The 17,556-nt window shown below is 45.2% G+C and carries 18 protein-coding genes; 10 read left to right on the plus strand and 8 right to left on the minus strand.

The annotated features are described in order from the left end of the window. Nucleotides 1-79: 79 nt before the first annotated feature. Complete coding sequence (locus V7R42_RS06020; protein WP_334019285.1) at nucleotides 80-397, minus strand: EscU/YscU/HrcU family type III secretion system export apparatus switch protein; 318 nt, start codon at nucleotides 395-397, stop codon at nucleotides 80-82. A gap of 11 nt (nucleotides 398-408) precedes the next feature. After that, nucleotides 409-2,979, minus strand: coding sequence for a flagellar hook-length control protein FliK (locus tag V7R42_RS06025; protein ID WP_334019286.1), 2,571 nt, complete (start codon nucleotides 2,977-2,979; stop codon nucleotides 409-411). A 281-nt stretch (nucleotides 2,980-3,260) separates the two neighbouring features. Between V7R42_RS06025 and ccmA the strand changes: the two genes are divergently transcribed. The 10 genes from ccmA to V7R42_RS06075 all read left to right on the plus strand — a co-directional run bounded on the left by ccmA (nucleotide 3,261) and on the right by V7R42_RS06075 (nucleotide 11,627). Next, nucleotides 3,261-3,884: a cytochrome c biogenesis heme-transporting ATPase CcmA gene (gene ccmA / locus V7R42_RS06030; protein ID WP_334019287.1), complete on the plus strand. Its 624-nt coding sequence runs from the start codon at nucleotides 3,261-3,263 to the stop codon at nucleotides 3,882-3,884. Further along, nucleotides 3,884-4,549: a heme exporter protein CcmB gene (gene ccmB, locus V7R42_RS06035; protein WP_334019288.1), complete on the plus strand. Its 666-nt coding sequence runs from the start codon at nucleotides 3,884-3,886 to the stop codon at nucleotides 4,547-4,549. Before ccmA ends, ccmB begins: the two co-directional genes overlap by 1 nt. Continuing rightward, on the plus strand, nucleotides 4,549-5,337 hold the full coding sequence (locus V7R42_RS06040; RefSeq protein WP_334019289.1) for a heme ABC transporter permease: 789 nt from the start codon (nucleotides 4,549-4,551) through the stop codon (nucleotides 5,335-5,337). Before ccmB ends, V7R42_RS06040 begins: the two co-directional genes overlap by 1 nt. A 1-nt stretch (nucleotide 5,338) precedes the next feature. Beyond that, nucleotides 5,339-5,548, plus strand: a complete 210-nt coding sequence (gene ccmD / locus V7R42_RS06045) for a heme exporter protein CcmD (protein WP_334019290.1) — start codon at nucleotides 5,339-5,341, stop codon at nucleotides 5,546-5,548. Nucleotides 5,549-5,622: 74 nt separating this feature from the next. After that, nucleotides 5,623-6,117, plus strand: coding sequence for a cytochrome c maturation protein CcmE (ccmE, locus tag V7R42_RS06050; protein WP_334019291.1), 495 nt, complete (start codon nucleotides 5,623-5,625; stop codon nucleotides 6,115-6,117). Between the two features lie 3 nt (nucleotides 6,118-6,120). Beyond that, nucleotides 6,121-8,178, plus strand: coding sequence for a heme lyase CcmF/NrfE family subunit (locus V7R42_RS06055; RefSeq protein WP_334019292.1), 2,058 nt, complete (start codon nucleotides 6,121-6,123; stop codon nucleotides 8,176-8,178). Next, the gene (locus V7R42_RS06060) at nucleotides 8,178-8,879 is read left to right on the plus strand and encodes a redoxin family protein (RefSeq protein WP_334019293.1); all 702 of its coding nucleotides are present in this window, start codon (nucleotides 8,178-8,180) and stop codon (nucleotides 8,877-8,879) included. The genes V7R42_RS06055 and V7R42_RS06060 overlap by 1 nt, the downstream gene beginning before the upstream one ends. Continuing rightward, nucleotides 8,876-9,373 (plus strand): cytochrome c-type biogenesis protein, encoded by a 498-nt coding sequence (locus V7R42_RS06065; protein ID WP_438823634.1) that lies wholly within the window; start codon nucleotides 8,876-8,878, stop codon nucleotides 9,371-9,373. The genes V7R42_RS06060 and V7R42_RS06065 overlap by 4 nt, the downstream gene beginning before the upstream one ends. Beyond that, on the plus strand, nucleotides 9,370-10,680 hold the full coding sequence (ccmI, locus tag V7R42_RS06070; protein ID WP_334019294.1) for a c-type cytochrome biogenesis protein CcmI: 1,311 nt from the start codon (nucleotides 9,370-9,372) through the stop codon (nucleotides 10,678-10,680). The genes V7R42_RS06065 and ccmI overlap by 4 nt, the downstream gene beginning before the upstream one ends. Nucleotides 10,681-10,682: 2 nt before the next feature. Then, nucleotides 10,683-11,627 (plus strand): MlaA family lipoprotein, encoded by a 945-nt coding sequence (locus V7R42_RS06075; protein WP_334019295.1) that lies wholly within the window; start codon nucleotides 10,683-10,685, stop codon nucleotides 11,625-11,627. A gap of 185 nt (nucleotides 11,628-11,812) precedes the next feature. On the opposite strand, the gene galE is transcribed toward V7R42_RS06075, so the two are convergent. The 6 genes from galE to V7R42_RS06105 form a co-directional block, all read right to left on the minus strand. Beyond that, nucleotides 11,813-12,835 carry a UDP-glucose 4-epimerase GalE gene (gene galE / locus V7R42_RS06080; RefSeq protein WP_334019296.1) on the minus strand — a complete coding sequence of 341 codons (1,023 nt, stop codon included), beginning with the start codon at nucleotides 12,833-12,835 and terminating at the stop codon, nucleotides 11,813-11,815. Then, a complete protein-coding gene (locus V7R42_RS06085; RefSeq protein ID WP_334019297.1) occupies nucleotides 12,832-13,134 on the minus strand; it encodes a DUF6170 family protein in 303 nt (100 codons plus the stop codon). The genes galE and V7R42_RS06085 overlap by 4 nt, the downstream gene beginning before the upstream one ends. A 101-nt stretch (nucleotides 13,135-13,235) precedes the next feature. Then, complete coding sequence (locus V7R42_RS06090; protein WP_334019298.1) at nucleotides 13,236-14,756, minus strand: peptide MFS transporter; 1,521 nt, start codon at nucleotides 14,754-14,756, stop codon at nucleotides 13,236-13,238. Nucleotides 14,757-14,973: 217 nt separating this feature from the next. Continuing rightward, nucleotides 14,974-16,092 (minus strand): capsule biosynthesis protein, encoded by a 1,119-nt coding sequence (locus tag V7R42_RS06095; protein ID WP_334019299.1) that lies wholly within the window; start codon nucleotides 16,090-16,092, stop codon nucleotides 14,974-14,976. Nucleotides 16,093-16,104: 12 nt separating this feature from the next. Continuing rightward, a complete protein-coding gene (locus V7R42_RS06100; protein ID WP_334019300.1) occupies nucleotides 16,105-16,779 on the minus strand; it encodes an ABC transporter ATP-binding protein in 675 nt (224 codons plus the stop codon). Further along, nucleotides 16,776-17,555 (minus strand): ABC transporter permease, encoded by a 780-nt coding sequence (locus V7R42_RS06105; protein ID WP_334019301.1) that lies wholly within the window; start codon nucleotides 17,553-17,555, stop codon nucleotides 16,776-16,778. The genes V7R42_RS06100 and V7R42_RS06105 overlap by 4 nt, the downstream gene beginning before the upstream one ends. Between the last annotated feature and the right edge of the window lies 1 nt (nucleotide 17,556).

Genomic DNA, 17,556 nt, shown 5'->3' on the forward strand with positions numbered 1-17,556 from the left:
GAAGCCGAGCGTATTGAGTATGACGGACCGTATTTATATAGCAAGTTCTGGAGCGAAGTGGTTTAACTAAAAAATTTCGCTAAATTTTAAAGTCAATATGTTTGATAATTGTCTCCCATCCGGGCGGTATTTTACCTTGAAGTACGTAAGAGTAGGCCAGTAACTCGGCAATTACGTAGTAAAGGGATTCAGGTATATCTTGCCCTACATCAAGGGTAGAGAGAACTTCGCTTAAGTATGGGTCTTCGTGAATAAGTATGCCTGTTTCTTCCGCCATGGCAATGATTGCTTCCGCCAAATCTCCATAGCCCTTAGCCACAACTTTCGGCGTGTTTTTCTTGTCGCCTCCTTCATACCTAAGGCCAATGGCGCGCTTTGTTTTTTGTGAATCAGTCATAAATGCTCCACTTAAACCCTGGTTTCAAAGATTTGATGAGGGCGCGAGTTCAGTGTGTCAGGTATATGACCTCGTTGATAACTGGTGTTTTCAACAGCAAGTCCAAGAGAAGTAAGACGTTTACGCAAGTAAGGTAGCGTGTCTCCAATCCGCCTAAGTATTTCGTCGTTAGATGCGTACAGGTCTAACGTGATAGTACTTTTATCAATTTTAGACTTAGCCAGTACTTTCCCGCTATCACCAATGTCCAGCTTCATGGTGATATTCCAAAATGCACGCTGATCTGTTGGCGCGTGCTTATTTTGCTGTCCAGCGTACTCTCTTTTTATTAAAAGCTCCGGAGGATTTTGGTGTTGTGAAAATGAGGGCAAGATATAATAGAAACTCTCTTGCCCTTGAATACGGCTGTCGACATTGGCAATTTTGTTTTGCTGGTGACTACTTAGCAACGTTTTAAGTTGAGCAAGCATCTGGTGTCGACTGTCTAACTGGTTAATGTCTTGGCTAAGTCGACTTGGTTGAGAGGAGACCCCCATATTCGCCAGTGTTTTTGAAACAAAAGAGTCAGGCGCATCTATCTGTGATTTTAAGCTAGGCTGTCGTTGCATGGCACGGCCGGCAAGCGCTAACTGGACCAAGGCAATTAGCCCTTGAACGAAGTTTGAGGAATTTGCAGGCGATGTTAAGTTTAATGGTGTGGTAACCAGCGCCTGTGTTGATAGAAGTTGCTGCAAGCGTTGCGACAATCCTTGGTCGTTCATGTCGAGCGCAAGCTTCTTTGTGCTGTTTTTAACTTCGTCGATTGCACTTACGCTCTCACCAACTATGGCCTCGTTTGTCTTTGAGTTCGCTAAACTGACTTGACTATCTGTAATCGTAGGAGATACCTCAGCGCCTTTACTATGCATAGCCGCTAATTGCTGAAAAATATTATTCACTAAGGTATTTGATAAGCCTTTTGCCTGCGTGCTAAACGCTTGTGCGAGAGACGCAAGTGACACAAGAGAAGGCTTGTTTGCCATGTCCTCTCCTTGCATGCTGCTAGCTTCTCCTGAAATGGCACTTTCCTTTTCAATTAAAGCAGCTTTTGCCATTGCCTGTAGTTGTTCACTTGAAGGCTTAGGGGGGCCGATAAACTCTCCGTTAAATACTTTAGCTTGAGAAGGTTTCGCATTGAGTGCATCGACGCCTTTTAGCTGCATCAAAATTTTATCAAATGGCGGGAGGTTTATCGCGTTGGTAGCACCGGTGTTTGACGAGAACTTCCCATTCTCAATTATCGCTATGAGTTGACTTAACGCTTGATTTGTACTGCCTGTTTGGCTTAGCAATATTCGGGAAAGTGCAGTGATTGCATTATGCACTTCGGTGCCTTTAAGTGATGTGGGAACCTCTGTTTTAACGTCTGCGGTAGGTGGTGAGTTTACGCTTACGCCGCTCTCAGAGATGGTCTCAAATCCTTTTGCCGTTACATTTGGTAACTGCGTAAGGTTTAGTTTATTTATCTGCTCCTGCGTTAGAGTAGGGATCGAAAGGGAAGGGGCACTACCTTGCGGCAAGTTTATTTGTAAGAACGCGGTCTGTTGAGTTGTGCGTACTGAAAGCTTATCGTTGGTTAAGGTCAACGCAGAGAGTACTTTTAACGCGTTAGTGTTGGCACCTGAACTCTCTAACAGCGCGCTTAGGCGCGATGTGTTATCTGAGTTATGCTCAACGGCTACACCGCCTTGCTTAAGTGCGCTAGAAATAAGCTGTAACTGTAAGTTGGTACTCACATTTTTATGGTCGATGGTGGCTAGATTGTCACGATTGACGCTAGGATTAACGTTCCCAGTAGAAAGCTCTGGAGAAATGTTAAGAGCAACACCGCTATTGCTCGCTCGGCTTAGCCCTATTACGACTTGTTGACCGATCAATTTTTGTAGCGCGGCTTTTAACGTGCCATCGAGCTTTTCAGTATTTATATCGCTAATAGGCACAACGTCATTTTTGACGGTGGTGAGCATAAGCTGGCCGAAACTCTCGCTTTTAGTAGAAATGGATAGCTGGCCTTTAAGCGTTACCGCGGCGTTATTATTGGCAAGTGATTGTGCCACGGTTTTGATTAATTCAGCTTTATCAGATGCTGGCAGTGATACCTGACGTTGATGCAAGCTTGTGGAGAATAGCACAGCGGACTGCGCATTAGGTTGACCTTGAGCGCTTTGCGGCAACAGTGCCAGCTGCGCATTATTAATTGCTTGTTTAGACAGCTTTGTATTTAGTTCAGCAGGTAAGACAACGTTAAGTGCGAGTAATGCTGACTTCACACTACTTGAAGGCGCATTATCAGATGAATTCGCTGAAATACTTATCGATAACAACCGATCGGGCACGCGTTCTACGACTGCTTTCGCAGCATTATCTAACGCAACAGCCTTTGACAGCGCGGTGTTGGTAATAGCGGGAGCTGTACTTCGATTCCCCGAATGAGTAGCCGCGTCAACATTTCCTGCTGAAGACAAGGATATAGGGGAAGGCGAAGTCGAGCCAGTTGATTGATTCAGGGTGGCTGCCAATAGTGATGATAATGATGTTGTCATATTTGAGATATCGGCAATGTCGCGCTTTTCCTTACTTATTTGAGTATAGCAAAACTCTGTTTGGCAATTTCGTTATTGGGCTTGTTAATAAGATGAAGCAAAAGAATTCATCCTTTAGGCGGAGGGGCAACGCTTACTCACGACGGATGGCTCTCAGGAAAAATGCCTTTGTCATTGAAGTAAATCATATTTAATTGGAATTCGCGACTGCGAAAAAGCGTTCATGTGGTAGACTAGCGCCATTTTTTAGAACCGCATTTTAAGGTTGGAGTAGCCAAGTAGTGTTAGAGGCGCGCGGATTAACCTGCAGCAAACAAGACAGAACCCTTTTTGAAGGGCTTTCACTTGTTGTTAAACCCAGCGAGTTGCTGTATTTACGCGGTCCAAACGGTGCAGGAAAAACCAGCTTGCTGCGCATTTTAACAGGGCTTAGCTCACCTGATTCAGGTGCAGTATTGTACAACGGTATAGACATTTCAAAGGACAAGACAGGTTACTACCAAAACCTTCTTTACCTCGGCCATAAAAGCGGAACTAACGGTAGTCTTTCCGCCTTAGACAATCTATCGTTCTGGCTCGCTCAGCACAATGTATCGGTGCCCGTTAACACGCTTTATGACGTATTAGAGAAAGTGGGATTGGTTGGACTTGAAGATGTACCTGTTAGGTATTTATCGGCCGGTCAACAGCGTCGCGTTGCGCTATCAAGACTATGGCTTAAGCCAGCAAAGGTGTGGATATTAGACGAACCGTTTACCGCACTGGATGTAAAAGGGGTTCACTTACTTGAAACAAGTATGAAAGAGCACGTTAGTCGCGGCGGTCTTATTATTACTACTTCGCATCAACCCCTGTCAGAAACTGCAGGGGAACATCGTGTATTCGACTTGGAGTACCGCTTTTAATGTCACTTTACCAAGGTATTTTTAAGCGCGACATGCAGGTTGCGTTCAAGCAAAAAGCAGAATTGGTGCAACCACTGATGTTTTTGCTGATGGTGGTGACCTTATTCCCATTAGGCGTCAGCCCGTCTCCCGACACCCTTCAACGCATTGGTCCTGGGGTAATATGGATTGCGGCAATTTTGTCATCGCTCATGGCGATGGAAAGGCTTTTTCGCGATGACTTTCAAGACGGGTCGCTAGAGCAGTACATGTTATCTGGTATGCCATTACCAGCGGTGAGTGCGGTAAAAGTTGCTGCCCATTGGCTGGTTAGCTTTGTACCATTATTGCTGTTGTCTCCGCTACTAGCGATGTTTTTAAATTTAACGGTCGATATGTATATCGCGCTCGTTTTAACATTGTTGCTGGGAACGCCATTACTTTCTTTAATTGGTGCTATCGCAGTAGGGCTTACCGTTGGATTGCAAAAAGGTGGGGTGCTGTTGGCATTGCTACTTATCCCTGTCTTTATTCCGTTACTGATATTTGCCACGTCGGCTGTGGATTCTGCCGCACTGCAATTACCTTATCATGCGCAACTTGCTATTATTGCCGCCATGCTTTTATTGGCCGCGGCATTTGCGCCGTTTGCCATCGCATATTCTTTAAAAGTGAGTCAAAACTAATGTGGAAGTGGTTACACCCCTACGCAAAAACAGAGCGCGCCTACCAACTCTGTTTAACTTTACAACCTTGGTTTTGGGTTGGTGCTTTAGTGTGTTTAAGCATAGGTACTGTATGGGGACTGGCCTTTGCGCCTCAAGATTATCAACAAGGCGATTCATTCAGAATTATCTATATTCATGTACCTAGCGCCATTTTGTCTATGGGCACCTATGTTGCTATGGCAATTGCGGCCTTGGTGGGCATGGTTTGGCAGTGGCGCACTGCTTACATGAGCATGATCGCCATGGCGCCTATTGGTGCAGTAATGACGTTTATTGCTCTGTTCACCGGCGCCGCTTGGGGCAAGCCAATGTGGGGCGCTTGGTGGGTGTGGGATGCACGCCTAACTTCAGAACTTATTCTGCTTTTCTTGTACATGGGGGTGATTGCCCTTTACGGTGCGTTTGAAGATAAGCAACAGGCAGGCAAAGCCGCAGGTGTAATGGCACTGGTGGGCGTAGTAAATATCCCCATTATTCACTACTCGGTGGAGTGGTGGAATACGTTGCATCAAGGGGCGACTATTAGTAAGTTCGACAATCCTTCGATCGCCCCTGAAATGCTGTGGCCGCTGCTGATTAACTTACTGGGTTTCGCGTTTTTTATCGGCGCGGTAACTACAGCGCGTTTACGTAATGAAATCGTATTGCGAGAGTTGCACAGACCTTGGGTACAAGCCTTGGCAACAGAGAAAGTATCGAAACAGACCAGCGGCTCACCTAACGTCAATTTAAAAGAGGGCAGTTAAGATGCAGTTTGAATCGTTTGCCGATTTTTTAAATATGGGTGGCTATGCATTTTATGTTTGGCTGTCGTTTGGCGTTACGTTCTTAGCAATGGGCATTATCGCTATTCAGAGTCTTAGTAAACACCGCGCCCTTTTAAAGCAGGTCGTGGTGGAAAAAGAACGCAAAGCGCGTATTAAAAAAGCGCGACAGCAACAGCAAGACAACACCTAGTGTTAATGTGATAAGTGAACTTAGTATTCATTTGCGTTTTTATCGTTTATTAGTTTTTTCGAAGTGAGAGTTGCATGAACCCGAGACGAAAGCAGCGACTAGCCGTAGTGGGAATTATCGGTTTTTTAATAGTAAGTGCAATTGGATTGATGCTTTACGCCCTAAACGACAGTATTGACCTTTTCTATACGCCAAGCGAAATCATTGAAGGTAAAAATGGACAAAAACCGCAGGTTGGCCAGCGTCTTCGTATAGGCGGTATGGTGGTACCCGGCAGTGTGAAAAGAGACCAAGAAAGCTTAGCGGTGAGTTTTGACCTTATCGATACAGGGCCAACGGTGACAGTGACTTACACCGGCATCCTGCCCGATTTGTTTCGCGAAGGGCAGGGCATTGTGGCAACCGGTGTGCTCACTGGAGCAAGCAGTATTAAAGCGCAGGAGGTGCTAGCGAAGCACGATGAAGAGTACATGCCGCCTGAGCTGGCTGAGAAGATGAAAGGCATTAAGCACGTTAAACCTGAAAGTATGCCTTCCTACGAGCCGTCTACCGGCAGCGGAGGCAAGTAAATAATGGTGCCAGAGATTGGAAATATTGCGCTGACGCTTGCGCTAGTGCTCTCTATATTATTGGCAGTTTATCCGCTATGGGGGGCTCACCGTCAGCACGAAGCGTTAATGGCAACGGCCAAGCCGCTGGCAATTGGCTTATTTACCTTCACGCTCATTGCTTATGTATGCTTAACCTATGCCTTTGTGACCGACGATTTCAGTGTGGCGTATGTTGCGCAGCACTCAAATAGTCGACTTCCTATTTACTATAAAATTACCGCAGTGTGGGGCGGCCACGAAGGCTCGTTTCTGCTGTGGGTGCTGATGCTTTCCATTTGGACAGTAGCAGTGGCGATATTTAGCAAGGGCATTCCTCTTGCTATGGTCGCGCGGGTGCTATCAGTATTGGGAATGGTGGGCATCGGTTTTTACTTATTCATGCTACTTACCTCAAACCCGTTTAACAGCATGCTGCCATTTTTCCCGGTAGACGGACGGGATCTTAACCCTCTGTTGCAAGATTTTGGCATGATAATTCATCCGCCTATGCTTTACATGGGATACGTAGGTTTTTCCGTCGCCTTCGCATTTGCGATATCGGCATTAATCTCAGGTCAACTAGATTCAACTTGGGCCCGTTGGTCTCGTCCTTGGGTGATTTCCGCTTGGGCCTTTTTAACGGTAGGTATAGCGCTAGGTAGCTGGTGGGCATACTATGAACTGGGCTGGGGGGGCTGGTGGTTCTGGGACCCAGTAGAGAACGCCTCTTTCATGCCTTGGCTGGTCGGTACTGCACTCATGCACTCGCTAGCTGTAACCGAAAAGCGGAAGGCGTTTAAGTCGTGGACCGTACTGCTTGCTATTGCCGCATTTAGTTTGAGTTTGCTTGGCACTTTCTTAGTTCGTTCAGGGGTGATTGTTTCGGTACACTCGTTTGCAAGCGATCCTACCCGAGGCTTATTTATATTGGGAATATTGATCGTACTAAGTGGCTTTGGCTTGCTGCTTTACGCCATGCGTGCTGCTTCACTGAAAAGCCCAGGCCGCTATCAAGCGTTTTCCCGTGAAGTGTTGTTAATGGGCAATAATGTCTTTTTGTGCGCAGCAACATTGGTAGTCTTGTTGGGCACCCTATTGCCACTTGTACACAAAGAGTTAGGTTTAGGCAGTATTTCGGTAGGTGCGCCTTTCTTCAACCAAATGTTCACGTTACTGATCGTACCTTTTGTTTTGATGCTAGGGCTTGGCCCGCTTACGCGCTGGAAACAGCAAAAAGCCAGTGAATTACAAAAGCAGCTGCTAGTTGCTGGCGGTATTGCGCTAAGCGCTGGTGTGTTAGTGAACTTTGCCTATGACGAACCAACCTATATGGGCGTTTTAGGCATGGTGTTGGTGTTTTGGATCCTCGTTACTACGGTGCAAGAAGTGATGCAGCGTTTATCGGCAATGCCATCAACCAACAGTGACAATGTATCGGTAATATCTAAACTTCGCAAACTTACACCAAGCCATTGGGGTATGGTGCTGGGTCATGTAGGTTTTGCTATCTGCATTATCGGTATTACCCTGGTTTCAAACTACGAAATGGAGCGCGATGTGCGCATGGACATCGGCGATACTGTTTCTCTTGGCGGTTATGACTTTAGCTTTAGAGATGTGGTCAAAGTTCAAGGCCCGAACTTTGAGGCGGACAAAGGCGTATTTGACGTTTATCAAGACGGTGAATTAATTGCGCATCTAGAGCCTGAGAAGCGTTTGTATATCGTACAGCGAATGCCGATGACTGAAGCAGCTATTCACTCGAATCTAGCAAGAGATTTGTTTATCGCAATGGGTGAGCCTTTAGACAATGGCGCATGGGCGATCCGTATTTATATTAAGCCTTTTGTTGTTTGGCTATGGACGGGTGCAGTGGTTATGGCTATAGGCGGCATCTTCGCTATTAGCGATAAACGTTACCGTATGGCTAAAGTAAAAAAGATAAAACGTGTATTTGGTGGTGAAGGTGTAAACGACGCTGAGCAATCTCATGGTCAAGCATCAGCTACATCAAATACCTCAGTGAAAGGAGGCGCGTAATGAAAAAAGCACCACTCGTTGCTATTCCATTAGTGTTATTCTCTTTGCTGGTCATTTTCCTGTTTAAAGGGCTTTTTTCTGACCCCAGAGAGCTAGATTCTCAGGTTCAAGATAAGACGCTACCCGCATTCTCACTGCCAGACCTAATGCAGCCAGACATTACCTATACGCCCGAAGATTTAAAGGGCAAGGTAACCATATTAAATGTATGGGGGGTATGGTGCGTGACCTGCGCTGTTGAGATGCCGTATCTTACTCAGCTAAAAAATGAGCAAAACGTCCACATTGTAGGTTTGTATTTTGATCAGGACTTAGACCCAGACTTTGGCACAAAAACACTGAGCCGTGTTCAGCAAGAAGTGACCGACATGCTCAGCCGATACGGTAACCCGTATGCATATAATATTTTTGATGTCTATCGCGATACGTCGCTCGACCTTGGAGTAACGGGAGCGCCAGAACACTTTGTTATCGACGCTGAAGGTACTATTCGTATGCACCACATAGGTGATATTAACGAGCGGGTGTGGAACTCCAAAGTTGGCCCGCTATATAACAAGCTGGTGGCAGCAGCGTCTGGCATAACAGGTAATGTCAAAAAGGTAGATGTGGATGCAGTTATGGCCTCAGAGCCTACATTGTCGAACACGCTTAATGAAAAGAATAATCAAAGCACCGCAAGTGCACAGGGAGGGGAATGATGATGTTATCGGACACTTCCTCCCACAGTCTCGCACCCTTTAAAGCCATTGCGCTAAGTGTGTTTACGCTGCTGTTTGTGCTTAGCACTTTTTCGGTAAGTGCGGCCGAAGATAAGTTCTCTTTCGACACGCCAGCTCAACGTGAAAGCTTTTTAAAGCTAACCGCCGAATTACGTTGTCCAATGTGTCAAAATCAAAATATTGCTGATAGCGACGCCATGATTGCCCATGACATGCGCCGAAAAGTGTACGCACTATTAAAGCAAGGCAAAACAGAGCAGGAAGTGATTGATTTTATGAAGTCGCGCTACGGCGATTTTGTGCATTATCAACCGCCGGTTACGGCTGCGACCTTGTGGCTTTGGGCTGGTCCAGTCTTGTTTATTTTCATTGCACTGATTGCGGTAGTTCGCCGCAAATCGGTAACACCACCAGAAGATATGGCTGCTAAGTTAGCTAAAGCAGATGAAATGTTGGAGCGAGAGAAAGAATGAGTTGGTCTGAGTTTTATATCATTGTTTCAGGCCTAATTACGCTTGTTCTATTAATTGTTGCTTTCCCATGGCTGCGTAACAAAAACCACGCAAAACAGGACAGTTTGAGCAATACGCAAATTGTTAAGCAGCGCCTTGCCGAACTAGACCGTGAAGTGCAAGAAGGGCTCATTAGTGAGCACGACAAGCGACAAGCCGTTGATGAACTTAAACTAGCGCTGGTAGATGAAAGCGCGTTTGAATCTCACAAAACGGGTAATGCAAAAATTCCACTTGTGGTTGGTGCGGTGCTTGCCCTAGTATGCGGGGGAATAGTGTATTCACAAGTCAATCAAATGGCGCGAGTGACGCAAGCCAGTCAAGCCATTGAAGCCCTGCCCGAATTGAGTCAACAGCTTGCCAGCGGTAATGCGAATAACCTGACCCAACAAGATATTGCTAGCATTGCTCTCGCCATACGCCAGCGTTTGAGAGAAGAGCCCGAAGACGACACGGGATGGATGTATTTGGGCAGATTGATGCTGAGTATTGGCCAAGAAGTGCAGGCCATTGAAGCTATTGATAAAGCGGTGAGTTTGGCGCCGTCTAACTCCGCGAATCGCATTACGCTAGCTCAGGCTTTGATGACCACAGGGGATGTAAACAACCTGGAACGAGCGCAGTCTATCTTATTGGGCTTGCTAAACGACAATCCAGCGAATGATAATCTTGCTCTGATGATGGCCGTGGTTTCTGCTCAACTTGGCGACCTTGAAAATACTCAGCGTTTTTATAAGCAAGTTGAAGGTAAGTTACCAGCAGATAGCGACATGGCGCAGCGTTTGGTTGCGCGTATAAAAGAACTACAAGGGAATACCAGTGAAATGGCAGCGCTACAAAATACAGGTGCTGAATTTACTGATACATCAACAGCGCAAAATGCCAGTAACGAAGCGCAAAATACTACTAGCGAATCACAAACCGGCTTTAATATTACGGTAAAATTATCTGACGATGCTAACACAAAAGCGCCAAAAGACGGTTTTTTGATAGTGTTCGCTCAAGACGCAAACTCTGACAACAAAATGCCTGCTGCTGTGGTTAAATTGCCGATAGATGACTTCCCCGTTTCCGTTACTCTAACCACAGAGAACGCAATGATGCCACAATTCACGCTAGCCACACTTTCTAATGTGATGGTTACCGCAAGACTATCTAAAGATGGTAATGTGGCAGTTTCGAAAGGTGAATGGCAAGGTAGTGTTAGTGCAAGCGTTACTGCTAACGAAATATCTTCACTAAGCGTTATTATTGATAAGGAATTATAAGTATGGATTTGTCTAAATCACTCGCAACAGGGTTGGTTATTGCAGCAAGTCTTTTAGGTGGCTGTGCGAGTAACCATACTCAAGATCAGGCTCAAGCGTATTCTCAAGGCACTGGGTCGAACGAGGCTGTAGTGGATACTTCAGACCCCCGAGACCCGTTCGAGCCGGTTAACCGTGAAATCTGGGATTTTAACTGGGATGTGTTGGATGCCTACATCTTACGCCCAATAACGGTTACCTACGTGACTGTGATGCCTCAGCCTGCGCGAACTGGTTTGGTGAACATCACGGACAACCTACAAGAGCCTGCGAACTTTTTGAATAATATGTTTCAAGGCAAGGTTGATGATGGCTTAGACAGCCTGGCTCGTTTTTTAATTAACTCCACGGTAGGGTTAGTTGGCACGTTTGATGTCGCGTCAAAAATTGGTATTGAACGTAAACGCGAGCAGTTTGGTGAAACTCTGGCTGTATGGGGCTTAGACACAGGGCCTTTCTTAATGCTGCCCTTTTTAGGTCCAAGCGATCCGCGAAGCTTTACCGGTGATTATGTCGACGGTTTTGCATTTCCAATGTCGTTACTTGAAGGTTCTGTAAACTTAGCGCGTATTGGTATATCGGTACTTGAAACAAGAGCCCAATTACTTGATCAAGAGGCGCAGTTAGAGCAGTCTGTTGATGACTATGCCTTCGTGAAAAATGCTTACTTTGAAAACTTGGAATTTCGCGTTACTGACGGTAAAAGTGGTGATAAAGCCATTGATGATCAGCAGCTAGACGACTTTGCTGATTTTGAAGCGATGTTGGAAGGCAATGACTTTGATAGCTATGAAGAAGCGTCAGAAGAAGCTGTTGAGGAGTCGACAGATTCAGAAGATGCATCAGCCGATGACACGGAAAAAGCTAAGCTAAAAGAAAAAAATTCCAAGTCGAAAGACGGCAAATAGAGAAAGAGTAATAAACAAAACGACGTTGGAAAAAGCACTGGGCTGGGTTTATCTATTATTTTCTAACCCCAACTCCAGTGTTACCCTAGCTATATAATGCCTCGCACGAAAAAGCCATGCTCAACAGCATGGCTTTTTAGTTCTTAGTATGTGAACAAGTTTATTGGCAGCGTTCAAACCGCAACCTAGTCCTTTGGATAGCCCATCGGATTTTGCGACTGCCAGTTCCATGTGTCGGCACACATGTCTTCTAAGCCTTTTTCTGCATGCCAATTGAGCTCTGTAGCAGCTTTTGTTGGGTCGGCATAACAGGCTGCCACATCGCCGCTTCTACGTGGTGCAATCTTATAAGGTACGGTTTTACCCGAACCTTTTTCGAAAGCCTTAATCATTTCAATAACTGAATAGCCCTGGCCAGTACCAAGATTGTATTTATCTAATCCCATGTTGAGGTTCAAACGATCGAGCGCCTTTAAGTGACCGTTAGCTAGATCGACAACATGGATATAGTCGCGAACGCCTGTGCCATCAACGGTATCGTAGTCGTCACCGAATACGCTAAGCTGCTCTAGTTTACCGGTCGCTACCTGCGAGATATAAGGCATTAGGTTGTTCGGAATGCCGTTAGGATCTTCACCAATTTGGCCAGACTCGTGCGCGCCAACGGGGTTGAAGTAGCGAAGTAATACTATGTTCCACTGGTTGTCTGACACGTAAAGATCGCTAAGCATATGTTCAACCATAAGCTTCGACATACCGTAAGGATTAGTCGGTTGTCCTGTTGCCATATCTTCACGTAGTGGTAGAGATGCAGGATCGCCGTAAACCGTCGCAGATGAACTAAACACGATATTTTTTACGTTATGCTTCTGCATAGCTTTACATAGCGTCAGCGTGCCGTACACGTTGTTTTCATAATAAGAAAGTGGCTTTTGAACCGACTCACCAACGGCTTTTAAACCTGCAAAGTGAACAACGGCATAAATGTTACGCTCGCTGAATATGTCATCTAACACGGCGGTATCGCGAATGTCACCCTGCACAAAAGTAACCGACTTGCCTGTTAATGCTTCTACACGGCGAAGTGATTCAGCACTTGAATTAGCTAAGTTATCCAGTACGACAACACCATAGTCTTGCTCAAGTAACTGTAAAACTGTGTGACTACCTATATAGCCTGCACCACCAGTAACTAAGATGGTCTTCATGCATTCTCCTTGCTAGACGGTTGCGCAATGTATTTAGCGCAGATGGAATATTGAATAGGTTTTACAACCAATGGATAAACTAAAAATACCACAAAAGCCCACAGTAACGAGGTCCAATTAGACGCGGTCTGAAGAATAAGTGCGAATACAGGGACAATGACCAGTAACTTTAGCACATTCAGAAAAGTCTTCTCTGGAACAGATAGCCGCTTTGCAGCTTGGTCGAGCAACTTAACGCGCTCTGTCAATGGAAGACCTTTTAAGGCAGGGATGTCTCTGGTAGAAAAATAAAACTTCATAGGTTTATGTAAAAGCCCTTGATAAAAAAACCGCCGGAACGTTACGTTGCGGCGGTTATTGTAGGGTAATTAGTCAGCACTTAAAACATGCTAGCAATAAATTACGCCTTTTCTTCAATACCTGCTTTTTCCCAGAAGCGAGATTTAAAGCTCATCAAGCCAATTACGATGGCTATAGCAATGCTAAACAGGGCAATTTGAAGATACAGGTCTGGCATCTGCTCTACGTTTTCAGGGTCGAAGTTACCTGAAAGCAAGCCAGCAATGATGTTACCGATAGAGTATGTCAGTACGAATACGCCCATCATTTGGCCTGCGAAACGCTTAGGCGATAGTTTACTTACTGCACTTAGTGCAACTGGGCTTAAGCACAGTTCACCAACAGTATGTAAGAAATATGTGGTAACAAGCCACATAGGTGCTACTTTAAGGCCTTGGGCAGCGTACTGCGACGCCATAAACATTACCAAGAAGCCAGACGCCATAATTACGATACCAATGGCACACTTAATGGTGTACGACGGGTCAATCATTCGCTTAGCAAGATTAATCCAAAGGGCAGCGAAGAAAGGCGACAAAATAATGATAAATAGGGAGTTTGAAAGCTGGAACCATACGGTTGGAATAGCGTCCATCCCAAACCAAGATGTAAGTAGTGAACCACTTTCAAGTACACGGTCGGTGTAGTTCTGAGCGAATAGGTTGAGTGAAGAACCAGCCTGTTCGAAACCAGACCAGAAACACGCTGAAGCAACACACACTAAGAACAGCGCCCACATACGCCTCTTTTCGTTGTCGCTTAGTTGGCCTTTGAAATAAATGAACCCGAAGTAAAGGAAGAAGATGGCAGTAAATACGACCGCAACTTGTTGAGCGAGTGCCACCGGCTCAATAACGATAGTGCCCATGTGTGCAAGCACAATAACCACAATAGCAAGTGCAATCACGGCCCAAACGGCCATCCATGCTCGCTGCTTAGCCGCACCTTGATATGGGTTTGCAGGTGCAACAGAATCAGCCGACAACGAACGGTTGCTGAAGTAATATTGAATTAAGCCGATAGCCATACCAATAGCAGCTGCACCAAATGCGTAGTGCCAGCCCCAGTTTTCCTGTAAATAACCGGTAACGAGGTAGGCAATAAGTGAACCGATGTTAATGCCCATGTAGTACAACGCGTAACCACTGTCACGACGGCCGTCGTCGTCGCCATATTGCTGGCCAACCATCGCAGAAATGTTAGGTTTTAGTAAGCCAGTACCTGAAGCAACAAGGATAAGGCCCACGAAGAAAAGGTTTTGCAAGTCTATGGCGAGTACCACGTGGCCTGCGAAGATGATAATACCGCCATACCATACGGCGTTTTTACCACCAATTAAGCGGTCCGCTAACCACCCGCCCGGTAAGCCTAGAAAATATACCGCACCTGTGTATAGGCCGTAGATAGCGCCAGCGGTTGCAACGGTAAAGCCCAAGCCCTGCGTTTGTAAGCTCGCGGTCATGAAAAGAACAAGTAGCGCGCGCATACCGTAGTAACTCATGCGCTCCCACATTTCTGTAAAGAATAGCGTTCTTAGGCCCCCTGGATGGCCGAAAAAGCTAGTATCGTTAGATGGTTTCATAATTATATTTTAATTCCATATTGCTTATGGTTGTTATTGTAGAGCACTTATAGGATAGGCTCTTTGATAGTAGTCCGTAAGGCGGATAGCTTCTTATACTAGAGCTTGCTTAAAGACACAAGATTTGGGCGATAAACTTCATTAAAGCGCTGTCAATCGGCTAAGTCTTGTACGACTTAGCCGAATGAAGAGTTGGCTTGCTAAACAGGTTGAGGCACTAAAGCTCGCGGATAGTAGCTACTATAATTCGAACTATTCCATACAGAAGTAATAATGACACACCAAACAGTACAAGGTTGTAGATAACCGTGGGATAGGCATTATCATCCGGAAGTGTCGGCGATTCTACGGTTACCAAGTGTTGCAGCTTTTGATATGTCTCTACGCGCGCATTTTCAAGAGTTATAAGCGATGAAGAGTACGCTTGAATGGCTAACTGTAGCTGAACTTGAAGGTTACTGTACTGCGCCATAAGCTCTCCTACAGACAGGGCTTCACTTTCACCCTCAGCAGTACTAATGCGCTCTTTCTGTTTTTCTACTTCACTTTGTAGTGCGGCTATTTCACGCTTAATATTGATGACTTCAGGTGCCACGTTAGACATCATAGTGGACATAGTACTTAGTTCTGCTTTTTTCTGGGCAAGGGTTGCTTCTAATGAAAAAGCAATCTGCTGAAACGCTACGCCTTCAGCAGTAGGGTCAAGCACGTTGTATTTAGATTGAAAGCCTAAAATTTCCGCCTTTGCTTGTTGAAGTTTTTGCTCAACGATATCATGCTCGCCTTTGGCAAAGGCAAGCTTTGATTTCGCCAAGTTGTTATTGATGTTGTTGATAAACTCTTCTGCCTTATCAACAATAGCTTTATTAATTATTTGGGCGTATTCAGCGTCAAACGCTCGCGTACGCAAACTAATTACAGAAGAGGTTGAATCAACGCTTACCTCAATATGGTCAAGGTAATACTGGTAGAAATCTTCTTGCTTGTGTGAAGACGCCAGGCCGCTAAATATATCTGCTTTGTCTGACATGTAATGCTCTCGAAGCCCGATGGTGTTATCCAAGTAGATAATCATATCTGTAGATTGAATATAGGCTTCCACAAGCTGACTTTCTGTGCCACCAGATGCGCCTGAGACACCAGCTGCCAATAATAGAGATGAAGGGTCAAAGCTGCTCCCACCATCGCTCGATTTTACAATAAGTTGGCTTTTACTTTCGTATTGTGGTGCAGCCCATAAAACAAGGTATAGGGCGTAAAGTACCCATGGAAGTACGAGCAACAGCATTTTGTGCTTGCTGAGCAGGGCATTGAGCTGTGTAAGAGATTTTTCCACTGTAATTTGAACCTATTTAAGTGATTTCTTATTGTCTGCATCCTGCGTATAAACGTCGATGCCTTCTTCTAGATCGTGATAATACGTGAGTTTGCCATCATCAATGATAACAGCAGACGTACAGAACTCGCGGATTTGTTCGAGTTCATGGCTAACCATAATAACGCCCGCTTGTTCGCTTTTTTCCTTAAGCGACAGCCGCGCTTTTTTTCTAAAAAGCGGATCGCCTACCGATGTTGCCTCATCAACAAGGTAGATATCGAAATTGATATTCATACAACAAGCAAATACTAACTTGGCACGCATCCCCGAAGAGTAAGTGTTAACAGGCAGGTCGAAGCGTTTGCCGAGCTCAGCGAATTCCTGCACTTTTTCCTCGTACTCTGAAAGCGATTTGACATTATTGATTCTGCCAACGAAGCGCGTGTTTTCACGTCCTGTCATTTGGGGGTGAACCCCGGTCTGAAGTGCAACCGGCCAAGACATGGATTTATTCGTTAGCACCCTGCCTCGGTCAGGGTATTCGCTTTTCGCTAACATTCGAAAAAGGGTGGATTTACCCGCTCCATTTTTTCCCAGAATCGCGACATTATTCTCTGTAGGGAAGTCAAAATTCAGATTTTTGAATATATACTGAGGTCCCATTTTACTGGGATAACTCTTGGTTAAATTCTCAATTCTTATCATCGAGACAATACCTTCTTCCACGTTATGCGATATATCGAAAGGCTTAGGAACAGAAAAATAATAGTTATTTCAATTAGAAAACTAAAGGAAACGCCTTTAGTGCCATAGGACTCAAAACAAGCATAACGAGCGAGTTCGTTGAAGTGAACAAGAGGGTTCCAAGTTAAGTACGGCCAATATTCTTCTGGAATGTCTTGAAGGCTGAAAAAGACACAGGAAATAAACATCAATGGACGAGTAAGCACGGATTTTATCTTATCGACTTCTGGAATAAACGCCACGGCGATGGCAAAAATCATCCCTATAGATACGGAGAAGACCCACAAAAGAAAAAACAGCGATATTAACAGTAATGGATCATTAACCGTGAATGTTTCCCCCATCAAATATAGAGCGAGACTTAACAAGGCAACAACGACGACTTTGATAGACAGCTCTAGAAAACCCGCGGTAAGCATTGCTGAAACAGGTTGTACTTGTCTGAATGCATAGAGCGGCTTGTTTCTTCGCACCGAAGTTGACACTGATTGCAAGCATGAAGTCAAAGTCTGCAGACCTACCATGCCAATCATCATAAACAGAAAAAGAGGGATGGAGTGAATATCATCACCACTAATTAAACCACGTAAGTAGGACAACGCGAAGATAAACGCGAAAGGTTCGAGGAATGCCCAACCTAGGCCAAATTTATCGCTAAATTTACTTTGTAGCTCACGTAGGAAAAGCGCAAAAATTACGCCCCTCCATGCGTAGAGCTGGTCTTTAAACGTTACCATG

Origin of the sequence: Alteromonas sp. S015 (assembly GCF_036864485.1) — a bacterium.
GTDB lineage: Bacteria > Pseudomonadota > Gammaproteobacteria > Enterobacterales > Alteromonadaceae > Alteromonas.